The sequence below is a fragment of the Actinoallomurus sp. CA-142502 genome (assembly GCF_050936355.1).
GTDB classification, from domain to species: domain Bacteria; phylum Actinomycetota; class Actinomycetes; order Streptosporangiales; family Streptosporangiaceae; genus Actinoallomurus; species Actinoallomurus iriomotensis.
In genome coordinates this window covers 373,328-392,478 of record NZ_JBNJMY010000001.1, presented here as the reverse complement: position 1 = coordinate 392,478, position 19,151 = coordinate 373,328, and the positions used below count along the sequence as shown (strand labels likewise).

The 19,151-nt window shown below is 70.3% G+C and carries 20 protein-coding genes, 1 tRNA gene and 1 other RNA gene; 8 read left to right on the top strand and 14 right to left on the bottom strand.

Annotated features, from left to right (window positions below):
* Positions 1–56: 56 nt before the first annotated feature.
* Positions 57–890 (bottom strand): PIG-L family deacetylase, encoded by an 834-nt coding sequence (locus ACQEV1_RS02255; protein WP_285636145.1) that lies wholly within the window; start codon positions 888–890, stop codon positions 57–59.
* A 46-nt stretch (positions 891–936) separates the two neighbouring features.
* Between ACQEV1_RS02255 and ACQEV1_RS02250 the strand changes: the two genes are divergently transcribed.
* The 3 genes from ACQEV1_RS02250 to ACQEV1_RS02240 all read left to right on the top strand — a co-directional run bounded on the left by ACQEV1_RS02250 (position 937) and on the right by ACQEV1_RS02240 (position 4,847).
* The gene (locus tag ACQEV1_RS02250; protein ID WP_433390520.1) at positions 937–1,689 is read left to right on the top strand and encodes a maleylpyruvate isomerase family mycothiol-dependent enzyme; all 753 of its coding nucleotides are present in this window, start codon (positions 937–939) and stop codon (positions 1,687–1,689) included.
* Positions 1,690–2,102: 413 nt separating this feature from the next.
* Positions 2,103–3,077 carry a D-alanyl-D-alanine carboxypeptidase family protein gene (locus ACQEV1_RS02245; protein WP_285636139.1) on the top strand — a complete coding sequence of 325 codons (975 nt, stop codon included), beginning with the start codon at positions 2,103–2,105 and terminating at the stop codon, positions 3,075–3,077.
* Positions 3,078–3,089: 12 nt separating this feature from the next.
* The gene (locus tag ACQEV1_RS02240; RefSeq protein ID WP_433390517.1) at positions 3,090–4,847 is read left to right on the top strand and encodes a prolyl oligopeptidase family serine peptidase; all 1,758 of its coding nucleotides are present in this window, start codon (positions 3,090–3,092) and stop codon (positions 4,845–4,847) included.
* Between the two features lie 47 nt (positions 4,848–4,894).
* Here ACQEV1_RS02240 and ACQEV1_RS02235 read toward each other — a convergent pair whose 3' ends face one another.
* On the bottom strand, positions 4,895–5,506 hold the full coding sequence (locus ACQEV1_RS02235; RefSeq protein WP_285577140.1) for a TetR/AcrR family transcriptional regulator: 612 nt from the start codon (positions 5,504–5,506) through the stop codon (positions 4,895–4,897).
* Positions 5,507–5,658: 152 nt separating this feature from the next.
* Between ACQEV1_RS02235 and ACQEV1_RS02230 the strand changes: the two genes are divergently transcribed.
* Positions 5,659–6,564 carry an alpha/beta hydrolase family protein gene (locus ACQEV1_RS02230; RefSeq protein WP_433390513.1) on the top strand — a complete coding sequence of 302 codons (906 nt, stop codon included), beginning with the start codon at positions 5,659–5,661 and terminating at the stop codon, positions 6,562–6,564.
* Positions 6,565–6,586: 22 nt separating this feature from the next.
* Here the strand turns inward: ACQEV1_RS02230 and ACQEV1_RS02225 are convergent, their stop codons facing one another.
* On the bottom strand, positions 6,587–7,165 hold the full coding sequence (locus tag ACQEV1_RS02225; RefSeq protein ID WP_285636131.1) for a TetR family transcriptional regulator: 579 nt from the start codon (positions 7,163–7,165) through the stop codon (positions 6,587–6,589).
* Between the two features lie 95 nt (positions 7,166–7,260).
* On the opposite strand from ACQEV1_RS02225, the gene ACQEV1_RS02220 reads away from it, so the two are divergent.
* Positions 7,261–8,133: an oxidoreductase gene (locus tag ACQEV1_RS02220; RefSeq protein ID WP_433390510.1), complete on the top strand. Its 873-nt coding sequence runs from the start codon at positions 7,261–7,263 to the stop codon at positions 8,131–8,133.
* On the opposite strand, the gene ACQEV1_RS02215 is transcribed toward ACQEV1_RS02220, so the two are convergent.
* Together ACQEV1_RS02215 and ACQEV1_RS02210 are read right to left on the bottom strand one after the other, a co-directional pair.
* Positions 8,127–8,864 (bottom strand): SAM-dependent methyltransferase, encoded by a 738-nt coding sequence (locus ACQEV1_RS02215; protein WP_285636125.1) that lies wholly within the window; start codon positions 8,862–8,864, stop codon positions 8,127–8,129. The genes ACQEV1_RS02220 and ACQEV1_RS02215 overlap by 7 nt on opposite strands.
* 78 nt (positions 8,865–8,942) lie before the next feature.
* Positions 8,943–9,605 (bottom strand): TetR/AcrR family transcriptional regulator, encoded by a 663-nt coding sequence (locus tag ACQEV1_RS02210; protein ID WP_285636123.1) that lies wholly within the window; start codon positions 9,603–9,605, stop codon positions 8,943–8,945.
* 160 nt (positions 9,606–9,765) lie between these two features.
* Here ACQEV1_RS02210 and ACQEV1_RS02205 point away from each other — a divergent pair, with 160 nt between their 5' ends.
* The gene (locus ACQEV1_RS02205) at positions 9,766–10,260 is read left to right on the top strand and encodes a hypothetical protein (RefSeq protein WP_285636120.1); all 495 of its coding nucleotides are present in this window, start codon (positions 9,766–9,768) and stop codon (positions 10,258–10,260) included.
* 66 nt (positions 10,261–10,326) lie between these two features.
* Here the strand turns inward: ACQEV1_RS02205 and ACQEV1_RS02200 are convergent, their stop codons facing one another.
* From ACQEV1_RS02200 to ffs, 7 genes are all read right to left on the bottom strand, one after another.
* Positions 10,327–11,400: an aspartate-semialdehyde dehydrogenase gene (locus ACQEV1_RS02200; RefSeq protein WP_285577159.1), complete on the bottom strand. Its 1,074-nt coding sequence runs from the start codon at positions 11,398–11,400 to the stop codon at positions 10,327–10,329.
* Positions 11,397–12,665, bottom strand: coding sequence for an aspartate kinase (locus ACQEV1_RS02195; RefSeq protein WP_285577162.1), 1,269 nt, complete (start codon positions 12,663–12,665; stop codon positions 11,397–11,399). The genes ACQEV1_RS02200 and ACQEV1_RS02195 overlap by 4 nt, the downstream gene beginning before the upstream one ends.
* Before the next feature lie 130 nt (positions 12,666–12,795).
* On the bottom strand, positions 12,796–13,329 hold the full coding sequence (locus ACQEV1_RS02190) for a DUF5063 domain-containing protein (RefSeq protein WP_285577164.1): 534 nt from the start codon (positions 13,327–13,329) through the stop codon (positions 12,796–12,798).
* The gene (gene recR / locus ACQEV1_RS02185) at positions 13,322–13,921 is read right to left on the bottom strand and encodes a recombination mediator RecR (RefSeq protein ID WP_285577166.1); all 600 of its coding nucleotides are present in this window, start codon (positions 13,919–13,921) and stop codon (positions 13,322–13,324) included. Before recR ends, ACQEV1_RS02190 begins: the two co-directional genes overlap by 8 nt.
* 104 nt (positions 13,922–14,025) lie before the next feature.
* On the bottom strand, positions 14,026–14,406 hold the full coding sequence (locus ACQEV1_RS02180; RefSeq protein ID WP_285577168.1) for a YbaB/EbfC family nucleoid-associated protein: 381 nt from the start codon (positions 14,404–14,406) through the stop codon (positions 14,026–14,028).
* Positions 14,407–14,599: 193 nt separating this feature from the next.
* Positions 14,600–16,969, bottom strand: a complete 2,370-nt coding sequence (locus ACQEV1_RS02175; protein ID WP_433390502.1) for a DNA polymerase III subunit gamma and tau — start codon at positions 16,967–16,969, stop codon at positions 14,600–14,602.
* Between the two features lie 22 nt (positions 16,970–16,991).
* Positions 16,992–17,087: signal recognition particle sRNA small type (ffs, locus tag ACQEV1_RS02170), an RNA gene on the bottom strand.
* Between the two features lie 78 nt (positions 17,088–17,165).
* Between ffs and ACQEV1_RS02165 the strand changes: the two genes are divergently transcribed.
* Both ACQEV1_RS02165 and ACQEV1_RS02160 read left to right on the top strand, forming a co-directional pair.
* Positions 17,166–17,480, top strand: a complete 315-nt coding sequence (locus tag ACQEV1_RS02165) for a DUF952 domain-containing protein (RefSeq protein WP_285577173.1) — start codon at positions 17,166–17,168, stop codon at positions 17,478–17,480.
* 10 nt (positions 17,481–17,490) lie between these two features.
* Positions 17,491–17,578 (top strand) — tRNA-Ser (locus ACQEV1_RS02160).
* Positions 17,579–17,739: 161 nt separating this feature from the next.
* On the opposite strand, the gene ACQEV1_RS02155 is transcribed toward ACQEV1_RS02160, so the two are convergent.
* Positions 17,740–18,663: an NADP-dependent oxidoreductase gene (locus ACQEV1_RS02155; protein WP_433390499.1), complete on the bottom strand. Its 924-nt coding sequence runs from the start codon at positions 18,661–18,663 to the stop codon at positions 17,740–17,742.
* A 107-nt stretch (positions 18,664–18,770) separates the two neighbouring features.
* Positions 18,771–19,124 (bottom strand): HAMP domain-containing protein, encoded by a 354-nt coding sequence (locus ACQEV1_RS02150; RefSeq protein ID WP_433390496.1) that lies wholly within the window; start codon positions 19,122–19,124, stop codon positions 18,771–18,773.
* Positions 19,125–19,151 lie beyond the last annotated feature (27 nt).

Genomic DNA, 19,151 nt, shown 5'->3' with positions numbered 1-19,151 from the left:
GCCGAGGATGCGCGGACCCCGCCCGGCAGGACGGGGCTCACGCGAGAGAGCGCCGGTCAGCGGATCCCGGCGAACAGGTCGTCCTCGTCGTCGGGGACCGCGACGTCGCTCTTGACGCGGACGAACGCCTCGGTGCCGAGCACCTGCGGCAGCAGGTCGTCCGGCAGCCGCAGGAAGAAGATGTTGTCGGCCTGGCTCGCGTGCGCCGCGAGCGCCTTGCGCTTGCGCTCGACGTACGGCCGCACGTCGACGTACGTGGTGACCTTCTCGTCCGGCGTGCCGAAGTCCTCGGGCAGTTCGTCGAAGTTGAAGTCGAAGTCCACACCGGCCTCCTGCAGCAGGGGGCCCATCGCGCGGAACCGGGACCGGGGCATGGCCGTGTGGTAGAGCTTGTGCGGAAGGCCGCGCCTCTCCCGCTGCGCCTCCGCCGCGACCACCGCGATGCGGTGTGCCTGGATGTGGTCGGGGTGACCGTACCCGCCGTTCTCGTCATAGGTGACCAGCACCTGGGGGCGGTACTTGTCCATCAGGGCGGTGAGCTTGGCCGCGGACTGTGCCAGGGGGACGTTCGCGAAGACGTCGTCGCGGCTGTTGGCGTCCCAGCCGACCATGCCGGAGTCGCGATAGCCGAGCAGCTCCACGTGCTGGATGCCCAGGTGTGTGACCGAGTCGCGCAGCTCGGCGAGCCGCGTCTCGCGTACCGCCTCCTCGTCATGGCCCGGCTCGCCGGGCTTGACTCCGCCCGGTCCGTCGCCCTGCTCACCGTTCGTACAGGTCACCAGGACGGTGCGAACGCCCTCCTCGGCGTAGCGCGCGAATATGCCACCCGTGCTGAGCACCTCATCGTCCGGATGGGCGTGCACGGCCATGAGCGTGAGTTCAGATTCCATGCCTTCCAGAATGCCCCGGCGCACGGACAGTTCTATGCTCCGCCGAGTGAACGCTCACGAACGTTACATCTCCGCCGCCGAAACCGAGATCGCGAAGTTCGTCGAGGTCGTCGGCCAGGCCGACCCCGCGACGCCGGTGCCCACCTGTCCCGGCTGGACCGTCGCCGACCTCATCCGGCACTACGGCACGGTGCAGCGCTGGATCACCCACATCGTGCGCACGCTGCCGGAGGAACGCGTCGCGGAAGGCGACCTCGACCTGGGCCTGCCCGAGGACGTGAACGACTATCCGCGCTGGCTCGCGGACGGCGTACCGCCGCTGGTGACGACGCTGCGTGCGACGCCGGGCGACACGCCGGCCTGGGCGTTCGGGCCCGACCAGCACGTGCGCTTCTGGTCGCGCCGGGTGCTGCACGAGACCGTCGTCCACCGCGCGGACGCCGAGCTCGCCCTCGGCCGCGAACCCGTCATCGACCGCGAGCTCGCCGCGGACGGCGTCGAGGAGTTCCTCACCACCTACACCCACCATCCGCGGATCGCCCGCCGGATCGCGGAGTTCGGCCGGTTCGGGGAGACGCTGCACCTGCACGCCACCGACGGCGACGGGGAATGGATGATCACGCTCGGCCCCGACGGCACGCGGTGGGAACGCGGTCACGGCAAGGGCGCGGTCGCCGCACGCGGGACGACGAGCGACCTGCTGCTCCTGTCGTACGGGCGGTACGAGCCGAAGCGCTGCACCGTCTTCGGCGACGAGGACCTGCTGTCCGGCTGGCTGGCCGCCGCCGCGCCACGCTGACGTGGGTCAGCGCGACCGGCGTCGCCGGCGCTTCCAGATGGCCGCGCACTCCGCACAGGTGTCCGGTGGCGGGGAGGCCGAGGACTCGCCGCGCACGGTCATGACGGCGCCGCAGTAGGCCACGACGGTCGAACCCACCGGCCGGGCGGGCGGAGGGTAGCCGTGTGTGACCTCGTCGGCGCCGTCATCGGCAGGCCGGGGAACTGACTCGGTCGAGGACTGCGACGCCACCCCTCAAAGGTAAGCCACCCGGCCCCGCGCCGGTCCAGAACCCGGTACGGCCACCCGCGAAGGCAGGAGTCGCTGACTCCGGAGCCAGGTCGCGAGTCCGGACCGTCCCCGCGCGCCTGGTTGCCGACGAAACATCCGGGCTGTCAGCATGCACGGGTATTCCCCCACCCCCTGGAGCCCCCATGCGTCTCAGCGCCCGCCTGATCGCCACCGGAGTCGTCGCGGGACTGCTGGGCGTCGTCCCGGTCGCCGCCGAAGCCGCAAGCCCGGCACAGAGCAGACTCGTGGCCCGTACGACGCCCGCCGGCCCGGTGACCCCGGCGATCACCACGGCCGCCTCCGGCCCGTCCGGCGTCTCCGCGAAGGGCGCCTACCTATACGACATGGACACGGCCAAGAAGCTGTGGGGCGTCGCGACGACCACGAAGCGGCCGATCGGCAGCATCACCAAGATGATGACCGCGGTCATCGCGCTCCGCGCGGGCGGCCTCGACAAGACCGTCACGATCAAGAAGTCCTACGTCGACCACGTCAAGAACAACGACGCGAGCAGCGCGGGCCTCAAGGCCGGCGACAAGGTGACCGTGCGGCAGCTGCTGAACGCCATGCTGCTGCCGTCCGGCTGCGACGCCGCGTACGCCCTGGCCGACATCTACGGCCCCGGTCAGACCAACTTCGTCGCGAAGATGAACAAGGAGGCCGCCGCGCTGAAGATGACCTCGACGCACTACCTCAACGCCGACGGCCTGCCGACGTCGACGCACAAGGAGGGCTACTCCACCCCGCACGACCTGATCCTGCTGGCCCGCTACGCCATGACCAGCACGAACTTCAAGGCGATCGTGACCCGCCAGTCGTACTCGCTCAGCAAGACCAGCGGCCACGCGGCGTACAAGTGGGCCAACACCAACCTGCTGCTCGGCTCCTACAGCGGCGCGATCGGCATCAAGACCGGGCACACCAACGCGGCGGGGTACTCCCTGGTCTTCGCCGCCCAGCGCAACGGCCGTACGCTGCTCGGCCTCGTGCTGAACAGCACCTCCACGGACTCCAACCGCCGGTTCAAGGACGCCGCGGCCATGCTCGACTGGGGCTTCGGCGCCAAGACGACCATGCGTCAGCTGAGGTCCCTGCCGCCGGGCCAGGCCACGGACTGACATGCTTGGTCCATGGTCGATGACGAACGCTGGAAGGCACGGTTCCGCGCGGCACGCGTGAGCCTGCCGAGCTGGGCCCATGACGCGCCGCACCGCAGCGTCTACCGCTCCAACGCCACGGGCACGTGGGAGATCTACGCCTGGGACCGCGAGACCGACGTCCGCCGCCAGGTGACCGACCGGCCGAACGGCACCTGGATGGGCGGCGTCGACCCGACCGGCGACTGGATCTGGTGGTTCGCCGACACCGACGGCGATGAGTTCGGGGTGTGGCGGCGTGAGCCGTTCGGCGGCGGCGAGGACGCCGCTCCGAAGCTGGAGCCGTCGTACCCGGCCGGGCTGGCGGTCGGTTCCAGCGGGCTGGTCGTGATCGGCCGGAGCACCGAGAGCGGCTCGACCGTCCACTGGTGCGCCCCGGGCGAGGAACCGCGCGTTCTGTACGCCCACGACGAGGACGCGTACATCATCGACCTGTCCGAGGACGAGTCGCTCATCGCGATCAATCACAGCGAGCACGGCGACAGCCGCCACATGGCCCTGCGGGTCATACGGCCGGACGGCTCCACCGTGGCCGACCTGTGGGACGGACCGGGCAAGGGCCTGGGCGCGGTCGCGTTCTCCCCCGTGGTCGGCGACCAGCGGCTGCTCGTCGAGCACGAGCGCCGCGGCCGGTCCGAACCGCTGATCTGGGACCCGGTGAACGGCACGGTCGAGGAGATCGCGCTCGACCTGTCCGGCGAGGTCGGCGCCGACTGGTACCCGGACGCGTCGGCGCTGCTGATCTCCCGCTCCCACCACGCGCGCGACGAGCTGTACCGCTACGACCTGTCCACCGGGACGCTGCGGCAGATCGACACGCCGCGCGGCGTCATCGGCTCGGCCACGGCCCGCCCGGACGGCACGGTGGAGTTCTCCTGGTCCTCCTCGGCGTCCCCACCGGTGGTCCGCTCGACCTCCGGCGCGGTCGTGCTGACCCCGCCCGGCGAGCCCGCGCCGCCGTCGGTGGCGGTCGAGGACGCCTGGGTGACCGGCCCGGGCGGCGACGTCCACGCCCTGATCTCCAAGCCCGCGGGCCCGGGCCCGTTCCCGACCGTGTTCGACGTCCACGGCGGCCCGGCGGCCTACGACGACGACTCCTTCTCCCCGGACGCCGCGGCGTGGGTGGACCATGGCTTCGCCGTCGTCCGGGTGAACTACCGCGGGTCCAGCGGGTACGGCAGCGAGTGGCGTGACGCGATCGAGGGCCGGCCGGGGCTGGTGGAGCTGGAGGACATCAAGGCGGTACGCGACTGGGCGGTCGCCACGCACCTCGCCGACCCGTCACGGCTGGTGCTGACCGGCGCCTCCTGGGGCGGCTTCATCACGCTGCTGGGCATCGGCGTGCAGCCGGACGACTGGTCGGTCGCGATCGGCATCGTGCCGGTGGCGGACTACGTCGCGGCGTACGAGGACGAGATGGAGGCGCTGCAGGCGTTCGACCGGTCGCTGTTCGGCGGGTCGCCGGCCGAGGTGCCGGACCGGTACGCCGCCTCGTCGCCGATCACGTACGCCGACCGGGTCACCACGCCGGTGCTGGTCATGGCAGGGGAGAACGACCCGCGCTGCCCGATCCGGCAGATCGACAACTATCTGGCGCGCCTGCGGGAGCTGGGCAAGGAGCACGAGGTCTACCGGTACGACGCGGGTCACGGCTCACTCGTGATCGAGGAGCGGATCCGGCAGATGGCCGCGACGATCGACTTCGCCCGCAAGCACCTGGACCTCGTGTAGGTGCGCGCCACAGGCGGGCCGGACCGCGTCCGTTCCGCCGTCCGGCGTCACTGCCCTGACGGCGGTGGGGTGTCCTGTGCCAGGCCCGCGAGGAGCAAGTCGATCATGCGGCGGGCCTGGTAGTCGGGGAAGGTCTCGGCTCCGATGCACAGGTTGCCGACGGCGAGCATGAGGTCGTAGGCCCGTATGTCCGCGCGTGTGCGGCCGGCGGCGGCGGATGCCTTCAGCAGCTGGTCGAGTACGGGCAGCAGGCGGTCGACGAACTCGGCGTGCAGCCTCTCGAACCCGGCCTGATCCGAGTGCAGCGCCTCGGCCAGGCCGTGCTTGGTGACCAGGAAATCGGCGAACCGCGCGACCCATGACCGCAACGCCTCGTAGGGCGTTTCGTCGGCGGCGGGGGTGGTGGTCGTAGCGTCGGCGAGCGCGTCGAGCTGGTGCCGGAAGACCGCGACCACCAGGTCGGCCCGGGTGGGGAAGTGCCGGTAGATGGTGCCCATGCCCACGCCCGCTTCGGCGGCGATCTCTCGCACGGGAGCGTCGACGCCCGCACGGACGAACACCGCGGCGGCGGCGTCCAGGAGCGTCTGCTGGTTGCGGCGGGCGTCGAACCGCTTACGCCGGCCGACGTCGACGGGCGGCGGCTTGTCGGCCGGCGTCATTCGAGGTGCCTCCTTCTCACTTGCCAAGCGGAGCGATGTTCCGTATATGATGCGGAGCATTGATCCGGAACGGAGCAACGTTCCGGATGTCCATGGTGCCAGATCGATGCACTACAGGCCATCACGCCCCGGCTTAAGAAGGTATTCATCTCATGAGCGACACGACATCGCCGATCATCTCGGTGGCACCGATCACGCTCGCGGCCCCCAACCGTGGCCAAGACCTGCAGGTACGGGTCTCAGCGCCGACGACCGGTCACGACCTGCCGGTCGTTGTCCTCTCGCACGGCATGACCTTGTCCATGGACGATTACGCACCGCTGGTCGACTTCTGGGCCGCCCGCGGGTTCGTCGTCATCCAGCCCACCCACCTCGACTCGCTCGGCCTCGCCCCCGACGACCCGCGCACCCCGCTCATCTGGCGCATCCGGACCGACGACCTGACCTGCGTTCTCGACCAGCTCGACGCCGTCGAAGCCGACGTGCCCGGGCTCGCCGGACGCATCGACCACGACCGCATCGCGGTCGCCGGGCACTCATGGGGCGCACAGACCGCGAGCACGCTCGCGGGCGCGCGGGTCATCGACGCCGACGGCAGACCCGGTGAGAGCATGGCCGACCCGCGGGTCGGGGCGGCGGTGCTGCTCTGTCTGCCCGGAACCGGCGGCGCCGACCTGACCCCGTTCGCCGCCGAACACTTCTCGTTCATGAGCCCTGATTTCGCCGGGATGAAGACGCCCAGCCTGATCGTCGCCGGCGATCACGACGACTCCCCGCTGACGGTTCGCGGCCCGGACTGGTTCACCGACGGCTACCGCCTCGGCCCGGGCGCCACCGATCTGCTGACCCTTTTCGGTGCGGAACACGGGCTCGGCGGCATCCAGGGGTACCACGACACGCGGACCACCGACGAGAGCCCTGAGCGCGTCGCGGTCATTCAGCGGGCCACCCTGGCGTATCTGCGTACCGCGCTGGGCCTCGACGACGGCGCGTGGCCTGCCACCCGCGCGACCCTGGCCGCGACCAGCGACCCACTGGGACGGATCGACTCGAAATGACCGGCATCTCGCGGAGCACGGCCTAAGCGCCGGGCCGCTCCTCCTGCCCGGTGATGGCGGCGACCATCCGTACGACCGCGTCGCGGACCTCGTCGTCGGTCAGGTCGGCGGAGGGGTTCGCGGTCCGGCCGAAGGGGAAGTCCGGGGACCACGCGGTGGCGAGCGCGAGGACGGCCATCAGGAGCAGCGTCGGCGGGATGTCGTCGCGTACGGAGCCTGACTTCTGCCGCTCGCGCAGCAGGTCGAGCTTGCGGTCGTGCTCCTGCTCACGCGTCGACGGCAGGGCCGCGGTGCGTTCCAGCGTCGCCCAGGCCAGCAGCCGGTAGACGCCGGGGTTGGACCGGGCGAGGTCGAACACCCGGCCGGCCAGTCCGGGCAGGTCGTCGGGGTCGAAGGGGGCCCCGGCGTAAGCGTCGGACAGGTGCCGCTGCAGCACCGTGGCGAACAGCGTCTCCTTGTTGTCGAAGTAGACGTAGATCAGGTTCTTGTTGCACCGGGCGTTCTTGGCGATCCGGTCGACTCGCGCACCCGCCACGCCGTACTCGGCGAACTCCGCGAACGCCGCGTCGAGGATGCGTTGCTTGGTCTCGGTCGCGGTCACCTCGCCAGGCTACCAATTGACTAACCGGTTAGGCAGGGCCATGATTTGGCTAACCGGTTAGTCAAAAGCCTCCTCACGAAGGAAGAGTGACCTCAATGACCACGCTGGCAGGAACGCTCACCCTGTCCGACGACCTCACCATCTCCCGCATGGGGTACGGCGCCATGCAGCTCGCCGGGCCCGGGGTGTTCGGGCCGCCGCGCGACCGCGACGAGGCCATCGCGGTGCTGCGGGAGGCCGTCGACCTCGGCGTCACGCACATCGACACCTCCGACTTCTACGGGCCCGCCGTCACCAACGAGCTGATCCGCGAGGCGCTGCACCCGTACCCGGAGGGCCTGCACATCGCGACGAAGGTCGGGGCGCGGCGCGGGAACGACGGCTCCTGGATCCACTCATCGGACCCGGCTGACCTCGTCGCCCAGGTGCACGAGAACCTCGACCACCTGCGACTCGACGTCCTCGACATCGTCTACCTGCGGCTGGAGACGTTGACCCCGAACGATGGCTTCATCGACAAGTCGCTCGCCGAGCCGTTCGGCGCGCTCGCCGAACTGCGGTCCCAGGGCCTGATCCGCCACCTCGCGCTCAGCGGCGCCTCCGAGGCCCACCTCACCGAGGCGCAGGGCATCGCGCCGGTGGTGGCGATCCAGAACTTCTACAACATCGTCAAGCGCGACGACGACGCGATGGTCGAGCGCACCGCGCGGGAGAACATCGCGTACGCGGCGTTCTTCCCGCTCGGCGGGTTCACGCCGCTGCAGTCCGACGCGTTGAACAAGGTCGCCGCGCGGCTCGGCGCCTCCGCGCAGCAGGTCGCCCTGGCGTGGCTGCTCCAGCGCTCGGCGACGACCGTCCTCATCCCCGGCACCTCATCGCGGGTGCACCTGCGCGAGAACGTGCGTGCCGCCGAGCTCCACCTCCCCGCCGACGCACTGCGCGAGCTGGACGCGATCGCCGCTCAGTGAGCGGACGAGCGCAGGACGAGGCAGACGAAGCCGAAGGCGTCACGGTAGGCGCGCAGCCATCCGTCCCGATGCTCGGTCGCCACCGCGAGCGCCTCGGCGGCGTCGGGGTCGTCCGGGTGGTCGAGGGCCCAGGAGGCGAGGGAGCCGCTCCAGGACCACTCGTACTCGTCCAGCTCCTGACGTGTGCTGATGTGCCCGTACACGGGGATCCAGCCGTCGCCGGTCACCTTGTCCACGGTGGCCGGAAGGTCCTCCATCGCACCGAAGATCTCGACCGCGGCGGGACTCGGCGGGTGCTCCCAGAAGCCGTCGCCGACGATGACCCGGCCGCCGGGCGCCAGGTGCCGCCGCGCCGCCGCGAGCGTGGGGAGCAGGCCGCCGAACGCGTGAGTCGCCCCCACGCAGAGCACGACGTCGAACGGCTCGGCCGGCTCGTACGCCGCGGCGTCGGACCGGTGGAGCGCCAGCCGGTCCCGTACGCCGAGCGCCCCGGCGCCCTCCTCGGCCCGCGCGAGGGCCGGAGCGGACAGGTCGACGCCGTCGGCCCGCACGCGGGGATGGTCGGCGAGGGCGCTGAGGAGCCACGCACCGCCGCCGCAGCCGAGGTCGAGGAACCGCTCGTCGCCGCGCCGGACCGCCTTGGCGATCAGCTCCCGTACGGACGCGGGAGCCAGCGGACCGGCGATGGGATGGTCGGCGTGGGCGAGCGCGGAGATCGTCTGTCGGTCCATCCGGGTCAGCGTGGCAGCACCGTACGGCCCGCCGCACCCGGTTTTCCGCGCCACCCGCCGGGAGGAGCGTCTCGATGTTCACCTGCGCAGGTCGCGGTAGGTGGACAGGGCCTCGCGTACGACGCCGCGCATGCCGGGCAGACGGGCCATGCCGACCAGTTTGTCGATCAGCGGCACGGTGCGTTCGACCAGGCGGTAGGTCTTCTCCGCGTCCGGGCTGCTGTCGTAGACCCAGTAGAGGACCACGCCCATGGAGTACAGCCACAGCAGTTCGGGCAGCTCGGCCCGGATCTCGGCGTCCGTCTTCAGCGTCGAGCCCGCCACGACGTCGCGGTAGATCGCGATGGACGCCTCCCGGACCGGGCCGGACTCGGTGCTGAACGGGCTCAGCGGGCTCGACGGCTCAGCCGCGTGCTTGAAGAACTTGCCGGCGAACTCCTTGTACGGCTGGAGCGTGTCGATGCGGGCGCGCAGCACGCCGAGCAGCCGGGCGCGGAACTCCCGCTCCGCGGCCAGCACCTCACGGCACGCCTCGGTGTGGTCGTCCTGGGAGTGCTCGTAGTAGAGCTGGATCAGCTCTTCCTTCGAGGCGAAGTAGTAATACGCGTTTCCCACCGAAACGCCCGCCTCGGTGGCGATGGCCCGCATGGTCGTGGCCTCGTAACCGCGTTCGCGGAAAAGCCGCAGAGCGGTCTTGGCGATCAGATCCCGGGTCTGCTCGGACTTGGTCGGTACGGCCACAGCCGACACTGTACGTCTCTTCCCGGACCGGGTCGGCGCAGGCCAACAACGAGCCAGGATTCCGCGCCCGTTTCGCAAAACGGCGCGTCTCCTGCAGCGCCGTCGCGTCGCACGTGGCAGATGCTGCCGCTGGGCGCATGCGACGGCACAGGGAGGTTGGATGTCGACACGGCTGACCGTCATCACCGGCTGCGCCACGGCATTTTTCGCCTTAACGGCCGGCACGGCCCAAGCATGGACGCACGACCGGAAAACACCGTCGGAACCCCTGCACCAGCAGGAGGCCGGCTCTCTGCTCCGCGCGGCGGGGCTTCGCTGGATCTCCTCCGGGCACTGCATGCGCCGGAGGAACCCGCACTGCACCTCGTTCGAGGGGCTACGTCCGTCCACACTCGACGGCGTGCTCCGGCTGAGAGAGGCGAGCCGCTGCGGCCTGGTGATCTCAGGCGGCACCGAAAGGGGCCACGCGCACGGCCAGTACAGCCACGGCTCGGGCTACAAGCTCGACATTCTGCCCAACCACTGCCTCAATCGCTTCGTTCGCCACCACTACCAGCGCATACACCGGCGAGGCGACGGCGCGGCGCTCTACCGGACGGCCGACCGCGACCTGTTCGCACGTGAACCGTCGCACTGGGACGTCACATTCATGTGATCAATGTTTCGCGTGAAACGTGGAGGCCCGGGTGGCACCGGGCCTCCATCGCTCGGCGTCGGGAACTCAGCCGGTGAACTCGGCCGCGACCAGTTCGGCGATCTCCGCGGCGTTCAGGGCCGCGCCCTTGCGCAGGTTGTCGCCGCACACGAACAGGTCGAGGGTGTTCGGGAAGTCGATCGCCTGCCGGATCCGCCCGACGTACGTCGGGTCGGTGCCGACGACGTCCGCCGGGGTCGGGTACACGGAGTTCGCCGGGTCGTCCATGACCACCACGGTCGGGGCGGCCTCGAGGATCGCCCGCGCGCCCGCGACGTCGACCGGCCGCTCGAACGTCGCGTGCACGGCCAGCGAGTGCGTCGTGATCACCGGCACGCGTACGCAGGTGGAGGAGACCTTCAGGTCGGGGATGCCGAGGATCTTGCGGGACTCGTTGCGGAGCTTGAGCTCCTCCGACGCCCAGCCGTCCTCCTTCAGCGAGCCCGCCCACGGCACGACGTTGAGGGCCATCGGCGCCGGGAACGGCGACTCCGCGTCGCCGAGCCGGCTCTCGATCGCCTTGCGCACGTCACCGGCGGTCTGGCCGAGCGTACGGTCGCCGGCGACGGCCTCGATCTCGGCGTACAGCCGCTCGCTGCCGGCCACGCCCGCACCGGAGACCGCCTGGTAGGAGGCGACGACGAGCGCGTCGAGGCCGTACTCGGCGTGCAGCGCGCCCATCGCGGCCATCATCGACAGCGTCGTGCAGTTGGGTGTGGAGATGATGCCGCGCGGCCGCTCGCGTACGGCCTCGGGGTTGACCTCGGGCACGACGAGCGGCACGTCCGGCTCCATCCGGAACGCGCCCGACTTGTCCACGACGACCGCGCCGCGCTCGGCCGCGATCGGCACCCACTTCTTCGAGACCTCGTCGGGGACGTCGAACATCGCGATGTCGACGCCGTCGAAGACCTCCGGGGTCAGCTCCTGGACGACGAGTTCCTCGCCGCGTACGGACAGGCGGCGGCCGGCCGAACGGGCGGAGGCGACGAGACGGATCTCGCCGTAGACGTCCTCGCGGGTCGAGACGATGTCCCGCATGACGGTGCCGACGGCGCCGGTGGCGCCGACGAGGGCGAGAGTGGGCTTCCGTACGCTCATCGGCCGGTCCCTCCGTAGACGACGGCCTCGACCTGGTCGGAGTCGAGGTCGAACGCGTGGTGCGCGGCGGTGACGGCGGAGTCGACGTCGTCCTGGTCGACCACCACCGAGATCCGGATCTCCGAGGTGGAGATCATCTCGATGTTGACGCCGGCGTCGGCGATGGAACCGAAGAACTTGGCGGTCACGCCCGGGTGGGAGCGCATGCCGGCGCCGATCAGCGAGACCTTGCCGATCTGGTCGTCGTACCGCAGCGAGTCGAACCCGATGCGCTCCTTGATCTTGTTGAGGGCGGCCATCGCCGTCTGCCCGTCCGTACGCGGGAGGGTGAAGGAGATGTCCGTACGGCTCGTCGCGGCGGCCGAGATGTTCTGCACGATCATGTCGATGTTGATCTCGGCGTCGGCGAGCGTCTGGAAGATCGTGGCCGCCTCGCCGACCTTGTCGGGCACGCCGACGACCGTGATCTTGGCCTCGCTCCGGTCGTGGGCGACGCCGGAGATGATCGCTTGTTCCATCGTGCTTCCCTCGATGCTGGACTTGACCCAGGTGCCGGTCTTGTGGCTGAACGACGACCGCACGTGAATGGGCATGGCATAGCGCCGGGCGTACTCCACGCAGCGCAGGTGCAGGATCTTGGCGCCACAGGCCGCCATCTCCATCATCTCCTCGTAGGAGATGTCGGGGATGCGCCGGGCGGCCGGAACGATGCGGGGATCGGCGGTGAAGATGCCGTCCACATCGGTGTAGATCTCGCAGACGTCGGCGCCGAGCGCGGCGGCGAGCGCCACCGCCGTCGTGTCCGAACCACCACGACCGAGCGTCGTGACGTCCTTGGAGTCCTGGGACACTCCCTGGAATCCGGCCACGATCGCGATCAGGCCGTCGTCGAGGGCCCCGCGGATGCGGCCGGGCGTGACGTCGATGATCCGTGCCTTGCCGTGGCTGCCGTCGGTGATGACGCCGGCCTGGGAGCCGGTGAAGGACCGCGCCTCGTGACCGAGGTTGGCGATGGCCATGGCGAGCAACGCCATCGAGATGCGCTCTCCCGAGGTGAGCAGCATGTCGAGTTCACGTGCCGGCGGCAGGGGGCTGACCTGGTTGGCCAGATCGATCAGCTCATCCGTCGTGTCCCCCATCGCGGACACCACAACGGCGACGTCATGTCCGTCGCGTTTGGTGTTGGCGATGCGCTGGGCGACGCGCTTGATGCTTTCCGCGTCCGCGACGGAGGAGCCACCGTACTTCTGCACGACTAGAGCCACGCGTGAGCACTCCTCGGTTCAGGCGTTGTTTGACGCGCCGAGTCTACCGAGGTCAGGGGCCTGCGCCGCGAGGCGATATCCCGCTATGCGAGATTTGCGCCTTTCCCGGCAACAGGCGGGAAACCTTCCGTCAACCCGCGACCTGTTCCTCCATGACGTCCAGACGCGCACTCGCCGAAACCGCATAAAGAGCACGGAGCGCAGCCCCGGCGTGGTTGCCCCAGTGGTTGAAGTAGCTGTACTGCCACCACCACAGCGCCTCGAGCTTGCGGTCGGCCTCGTAGTGCCGGCGGCCGTGCACCAGGTCGCTGGCGACGTCGACGAGGTCGTCGGAGAGCCGGTACGGGGTCGCCTCGGTGTCCTTGTACGGGTCGAAGACCTCCATGTAGTCGTCGACCTGGGTGAGGCGCTCGGCCAGCCCCTGCCGTACGGCGTCCAGATCGGGGTCCTCGCCGACGTCGGGCTCCCAGTTGTCCGGGAGGATCACGTCGGTGCTGGCACCCAGCCGCGCCCCGGCCATCGCGATCTGGGAGACCTCGAGCAGCAGGTAGGGCACGGCGTGCTCGCCGGCCTCGCCCTTGGCGACGGCCTCGAGCCCGGCCATATATGTGTCGACATGCTTCGCCACTCGATCGGCGAGCGTGGTCCAGCTGTTCTCAGACATCGAGCAGCCTCCGTCCTTCGAACGCACGGCCGAGTGTGACCTCGTCGGCGTATTCCAGATCGCCCCCCACCGGCAGGCCGCTGGCGAGCCGCGTGACGGTGAGGCCCATCGGTTTCACGAGCCGGGCGAGGTAGGTCGCGGTCGCCTCACCTTCGAGGTTCGGGTCGGTGGCCAAGATGAGCTCGGTCACCTCTCCGTCGGCGAGCCGCGTCATGAGCTCCCGGACCCGCAGATCGTCGGGGCCGACCCCTTCGATCGGGCTGATCGCCCCGCCGAGCACGTGGTAGCGGCCTCGGAACTCGCGCGTCTTTTCGATCGCGACGACATCCTTCGGCTCCTCCACCACACAGATCACATGCAGGTCACGACGAGCGTCCCGGCAGATCCGGCATTCCTCTGCCTCGGCCACATTACCGCAGACTTTACAGAATCTGACTTTCTCTTTGACCTCACGCAACGCCTCGGTCAGCCGCGAGACGTCGGCGGGGTCCGCAGCGAGCAGATGGAAGGCGATCCGCTGCGCGCTCTTCGGCCCGACGCCGGGCAGCCTGCCCAACTCGTCGATGAGGTTCTGCACGACCCCCTCGTACACGGCTCCCTCCCTTCTGTCGGTGTTGTTCTGGGCGAAGATCGTAGGGCGTACGGCAACGGCTCGTCGGGGCTCGGCCCCGGCCCCTCAGAGCCGGCTCCGGCTCGTCAGAGTCCGGGAAGACCGAGCCCGCCGGGCAGGCCACCCCCGGGACCGCCGCCGAGACCGCTCAGACCCTCGGTCAGCGGACCCATCTTGGTCTCCTGGAGCCGCTGCGCCTCCTCGCCGGCGTTGTGGATCGCGGCGACGACCAGGTCGGCAAGGGTCTCGGCGGTGTCCTGCGGGTCGCCCGGGTCGATCGCGGCCGGGTCGATGACGAGCTTGACGAGCTCGTTCTGGCCGTTCACCGTAGCCGTGACCAGTCCGCCTCCCGCGGTGCCCTCGATCTCGGCCTCCGCGAGCTCACGCTGCAGGTTGATGAGCTGCTCCTGCATCCGCTGCGCCTGCTGCAGCATCTGCTGGATATTCGGCTCGCCTCCGGGTTCCACGGCGTCTCCTCGTTCGATCGTCCGATGGCACGAGACTACGGGGTCCGCCGCCGATGCGGTACGCGCCCACCCGTGATCGAAATTCCGGTCATCTCCCGTGCCGCTGACCGCGTACGGCGGAGCGCGACCCGCTCCTGGCAGCCACCGGGATCAGAGTGGCCTACGGACGCGGCAAATGGGCTTAATCCCCAGGTCAAGCGTTGTCGATCTCCTGGATGACCTTCCCCCCGAGTACCTGCTCGATCAGCGCCATGCCGGTCAGCGCGCTGTCCGCGCCGGCGTCGGCGTCACCTTCCGGGTCGACCTCGTCGGCCTCGTCCATCGGCCCCGGCGGTGGCGGCACGAACCCCGGCGGCGCGGGCGCCGCCGGCGGAGGCTCGGGCGGCCGGTGCTCCTGCTGACGCGGCGGTGGGGGCGGGGGCTGCGCGGGCGCCGAGGCGCCCCAGCCGCCGCCGGTGTCGGGCGGCGGCTGCGGCGGCCCCTGACGACCACCGCCTCCGCCGTTGTCGAGTACCGCGTCGATGCGCCACTCGACGCCGAGGATCTCCTTGAGCGCCTCGCGGAGCACGACCTCCTTGCCGCCGGTGGTGAACCCGCGGCGCTTCCCCTCGTTGGCGAACGCGAGAGTGAGGACGTTACCGTCGAGCGAGGCGACCTCGACGCCTTCCATAAGGACGATCCAGGCGACCTTGCTGCGCTGCTTGACCGCCTCGAGGATGTCGACCCACATGCGGCGGATGGCGCCGACGTCGACCGTTCCGGGGTCTCCTTGCTGGGCGGGTGCCTGCGTCTGTTGCGGTGCCTGTGGTCGCGGTTGTGCTGGGGCCGGCCAGTCGGCGTCGCTCGCGGCGCGGGAGCCGTTGCGTTCGCTTGGGCGCGCGGCCTGCCCGGACCGGTCCGAGCGGCTTTCGTCGCGGCCGGTCGGGGCCTGTTGCCCGGGAGAGGCGCTCGGAGCGCCCCAGGAGGCCGCCGCGGAGGCGACGGAAGGCGGACCGGCCGGAGGCTCCGGAGAGGCCGCCGGCTTGGGAGTGGCGGCGGCCGAAGCCGCCGAGCGGGAGCCGGAGTCGGCCGAGTGCGAGCCCGCCGGCCCCGAAGGGTCCGAGCCGACCGAACGGACCGAGCCGGCCGGCGCCGAAGGCTCGGAAGCCGAACCCGACGAGGCCGCTGCGGAGTTATCCACAGCCCCCCGCGCACCTTCCGCCCCGCCGCTCCCGCGCTGGACAATGGAAGTGGGGTCGCCCCCCTGGGCGGGCGGGGGTTGTCTTACCGGTGGGGGTTGGTTCTCGCTTCCGGCGGCCGGGTCGCTGCGGGGGGCTCGGCCTGGGGCGTGGCGTTCTTCGGCGGGCTGTGGGGGCTGGGGGCGGCGGATCGGGGGCAGGTCCGCGGGCGGGGCGCCGTCGCCGATCGCCAGGCGGCGCTCCAGGCGGTCCAGGCGGGTCAGGAGCGAGGCCTCGTCGTCGTACGCCCCCGGCAGCAGGATCCTCGCGCAGATCAGTTCGAGCAGCAGACGCGGCGCCGTGGCCCCGCGCATCTCCGTCAGGCCCGTGTGCAGCAGGTCCGCCGCGCGCGTCAGCTCGGCCACGCCGAGTCGCGACGCCTGCGCCTGCATGCGTTCGAGCTCGTCCGGGGGCACGTCGAGCAGCCCGGTCGCCCCCGAGTCGGGCACGTTCGAAAGGATCACCAGGTCGCGGAAGCGTTCGAGCAGGTCGGCCGCGAACCTCCGCGGATCCTGCCCGCCCTCCATCACCCGGTCGATCGCGGCGAACACCGCCCCGCCGTCACGGGTGGCGATCGCGTCCACCACCTCGTCCAGCAGGGTCGCGTCCGTGTAGCCCAGCAGCGAGACCGCGCGGGCGTACGTGATGCCCTCCTCGCCGGCGCCCGCGAGGAGCTGGTCCAGGATCGACTCGGAGTCGCGCGCGGACCCGGCCCCGGCGCGTACGACGAGCGGGATCGCGGCCGGCTCGTACGGGACGTTCTCCTTCTGCAGGATGTCTTCGAGCAGTTCGCGCAGGGTGCCCGGCGGGATCAGACGGAACGGGTAGTGGTGCGTACGGGACCGGATCGTCCCGATGACCTTCTCCGGCTCGGTCGTCGCGAAGATGAACTTCAGGTGGGCCGGCGGCTCCTCGACGAGCTTCAGCAGCGCGTTGAACCCTTCGCGGGTCACCATGTGCGCCTCGTCGATGATGTAGATCTTGTAGCGCGCGGCCACCGGGGCGAAGAAGGCGCGTTCGCGCAGGTCACGCGCGTCGTCCACACCACCGTGGGAGGCCGCGTCGATCTCGATCACGTCGATGTGCCCGGCGCCGGACGGACCCAGCGCGACGCAGGACTCACATTTGCCGCAGGGCTCGGGCGTCGGCCCCTGCTCACAGTTCAGTGAACGCGCCAGGATCCGCGCGCTGGAGGTCTTCCCGCAGCCGCGCGGCCCGCTGAACAGGTACGCGTGATGGATGCGCCCGTTTCGCAACGCCTGCTGAAGCGGCTCGGCGACGTGTTCCTGCCCCTTGAGCTCGGCGAACGTCGCTGGCCGATACTTTCGGTATAGAGCCAGACTCATCGGGGGTCCGTCCTCGTCAGAAGCAAAGGACCCCCCGCACACCCGCCAGAGCCTGCTTATCCTTGCTGCCTTCCGGCCCTGGGGAGGTTCACAGGATGACGCCATGCGAGGGGTCTCGACTGAGTCTATGGCATCCGGAGGACGTGTTCGGCCCGTACGCTCTCCTCGGTTCCAACGATCCCCGGGAGAGCCACGTATGACGATCTTCCACATCGCCGAACGCACCGACTGGGAGGCCGCCCGCGAGTCCGGCGGCCCGTACGAGATCTCGACCCGCGGCCAGACCCTCGCGGATGTCGGCTTCATCCACGCCTCACGAGACGAGGAACAGGTCCGCAAGGTCCAGCGGGCGTTCTACGCCGACCTGGACGACCTACTACTCCTCACGATCGACCCGGAGGGTCTGGACGTACGCCACGAGGCGGTCGGCGACGACGTTTTCCCACACATCTACGGCCCGCTCCCGATCGAGGCCGTCATCGATGTACGGCCGCTGCCGCGAACCCGGTAGGCTTCTCCGCGGAGGATTCGCCTAGTGGCCTAGGGCGCACGCTTGGAAAGCGTGTTGGGGGCAACCCCTCGCGAGTTCGAATCTCGCATCCTCCGCCATCGTCAGCAGGCAAGACGTCGAGCCGGGGCCCGCACGGGACCGGTTCGACGTCGGGTTCGGCCTCACACCAGCCTGGCTCAATCTCTTCCTCGATGAGCCTTTACCCGATCCGCGGTCCTGGGTGCGGCCTGCTCTTGGCGTCGCTCGGCCGGGCACTTCTTCATGCCACCTTGATGACGACCTTGCCCGAAGTATGACCGTTCTCGACGATGGCGAGGGCGGCCGGGGCATCGGAGAGCGGATGGATCGCGGTGATCACGGGTGCGAGGACGCCATCGAGGGCCAGCCGGGCGGACCGCTCCAGGTTCTCGCGGTCGATGCGGCGCTCGACAAGACGCCCACCGAGATCGGACACGGACATATCACCCACGGCGATGACGTTGCGGGGATCCCGGGCCAGCGGAGCGACCGTCCGCAACGAGGTGCCTCCGACCAGGTCGACGATCCCGTCGATGCCGTCCGGAACCAGCTCGCGTGCCGCGGCGACGACGTCCCCGGCGGTGTAGTCGACGAACCGCACCCCGATGGCCTCGGCGTGCTCGCGCTTGGCGGCACTCCCGGTGCCGATCACACGCAGCTCGCGCCCGACGGCCAGCCGGGCGACGGCGAGGCCGACCCCGCCCCCGACCCCGTTGACCAGGACCGTGGCACCGGCCGGGAGGCCGAGCTGGTCGAGCGCATCCACCGCGGTCGTCCCGGCCACTGGCAGCGTTGCCGCCACGGTCGCGGCCAGACCCGCCGGGATGCGCGCGGTGTTCGGCGCGGACAGCACCGTCGTCTCGGCGTAGGTGCCGCCACCGGTGAGTGCGAAGCCGAAGACCGCGTCACCCACCTCCAGCCCGTCGACGTCCTCACCCCGGGCGAGAACGGTTCCCGCTGCCTCCATGCCCAGCACGCGGGGAAACGGACGCCCACCGTCGAGCCCGGGGACCAGACCCGAGCGCAGAAGGTGGTCGAGGGGATTCACGCCAGCGACGTCGACCCGTATCAGCACCTCGCCGCGACCGGGGACGGGATCGGGACGATCAAAGAACTCCTGCACCTCGGGCCCGCCATGCCTGCGGAAACCCCACGCCTGCCCCATCTTCTGCCGCCTCCCGTGTGACCGGCCCCGGTGGTTCCGGGCTCTGTCGCCATCCTCACCGCTCACACCGATGTCAGGGGCAACCGACTGTGGTGCAGGTCACGGCATCAGGCCGCGAGATCCTTAAGCTCGTCGCGCGGCCCGGTGACGGCCAGCCGCTCGTGCACGTTGCGCGCCGAGATGTGCTGGATGCTGTTCGTCATGGTCTGCAGCGGCCGCAGTACGCGCCCGGCCACCAGCCGGCCGAGCGCGGTCGCGACGACCGCCATGATGGCGAGCGCCACGCACGACTGCACGAGCAGCTGATGCATGATCTCGGCGTGCTGCCGGACGGACTGCTCCTGAATCGCCTCGGCGACGCGCCGCTCGGCTTCGGGAAGCCGGATGTTCTTCGGAAAGGTCGCCCCCAGGAAGATGCTGACGCTCTGCTCGCCGGATGGCGACGTGCTGCGCTGGGACATCGCGATGTTCGATCCCGCGTGGCCGAC

Excerpts from the sequence above, each read along its gene's own strand:
- ACQEV1_RS02255 (WP_285636145.1), bottom strand. The coding sequence starts at position 890 with ATGGAATCTGAACTCACGCTCATGGCCGTGCACGCCCATCCGGACGAT.
- ACQEV1_RS02245 (WP_285636139.1), top strand. The coding sequence starts at position 2,103 with ATGCGTCTCAGCGCCCGCCTGATCGCCACCGGAGTCGTCGCGGGACTG.
- ACQEV1_RS02240 (WP_433390517.1), top strand. The coding sequence starts at position 3,090 with ATGGTCGATGACGAACGCTGGAAGGCACGGTTCCGCGCGGCACGCGTG.
- ACQEV1_RS02235 (WP_285577140.1), bottom strand. The coding sequence starts at position 5,506 with ATGACGCCGGCCGACAAGCCGCCGCCCGTCGACGTCGGCCGGCGTAAG.
- ACQEV1_RS02230 (WP_433390513.1), top strand. The coding sequence starts at position 5,659 with ATGAGCGACACGACATCGCCGATCATCTCGGTGGCACCGATCACGCTC.
- ACQEV1_RS02220 (WP_433390510.1), top strand. The coding sequence starts at position 7,261 with ATGACCACGCTGGCAGGAACGCTCACCCTGTCCGACGACCTCACCATC.
- ACQEV1_RS02215 (WP_285636125.1), bottom strand. The coding sequence starts at position 8,864 with ATGGACCGACAGACGATCTCCGCGCTCGCCCACGCCGACCATCCCATC.
- ACQEV1_RS02205 (WP_285636120.1), top strand. The coding sequence starts at position 9,766 with ATGTCGACACGGCTGACCGTCATCACCGGCTGCGCCACGGCATTTTTC.
- ACQEV1_RS02200 (WP_285577159.1), bottom strand. The coding sequence starts at position 11,400 with ATGAGCGTACGGAAGCCCACTCTCGCCCTCGTCGGCGCCACCGGCGCC.
- ACQEV1_RS02190 (WP_285577164.1), bottom strand. The coding sequence starts at position 13,329 with ATGTCTGAGAACAGCTGGACCACGCTCGCCGATCGAGTGGCGAAGCAT.
- ACQEV1_RS02175 (WP_433390502.1), bottom strand. The coding sequence starts at position 16,969 with ATGAGTCTGGCTCTATACCGAAAGTATCGGCCAGCGACGTTCGCCGAG.
- ACQEV1_RS02165 (WP_285577173.1), top strand. The coding sequence starts at position 17,166 with ATGACGATCTTCCACATCGCCGAACGCACCGACTGGGAGGCCGCCCGC.
- ACQEV1_RS02155 (WP_433390499.1), bottom strand. The coding sequence starts at position 18,663 with ATGGGGCAGGCGTGGGGTTTCCGCAGGCATGGCGGGCCCGAGGTGCAG.
- ACQEV1_RS02150 (WP_433390496.1), bottom strand. The coding sequence starts at position 19,124 with ATGTCCCAGCGCAGCACGTCGCCATCCGGCGAGCAGAGCGTCAGCATC.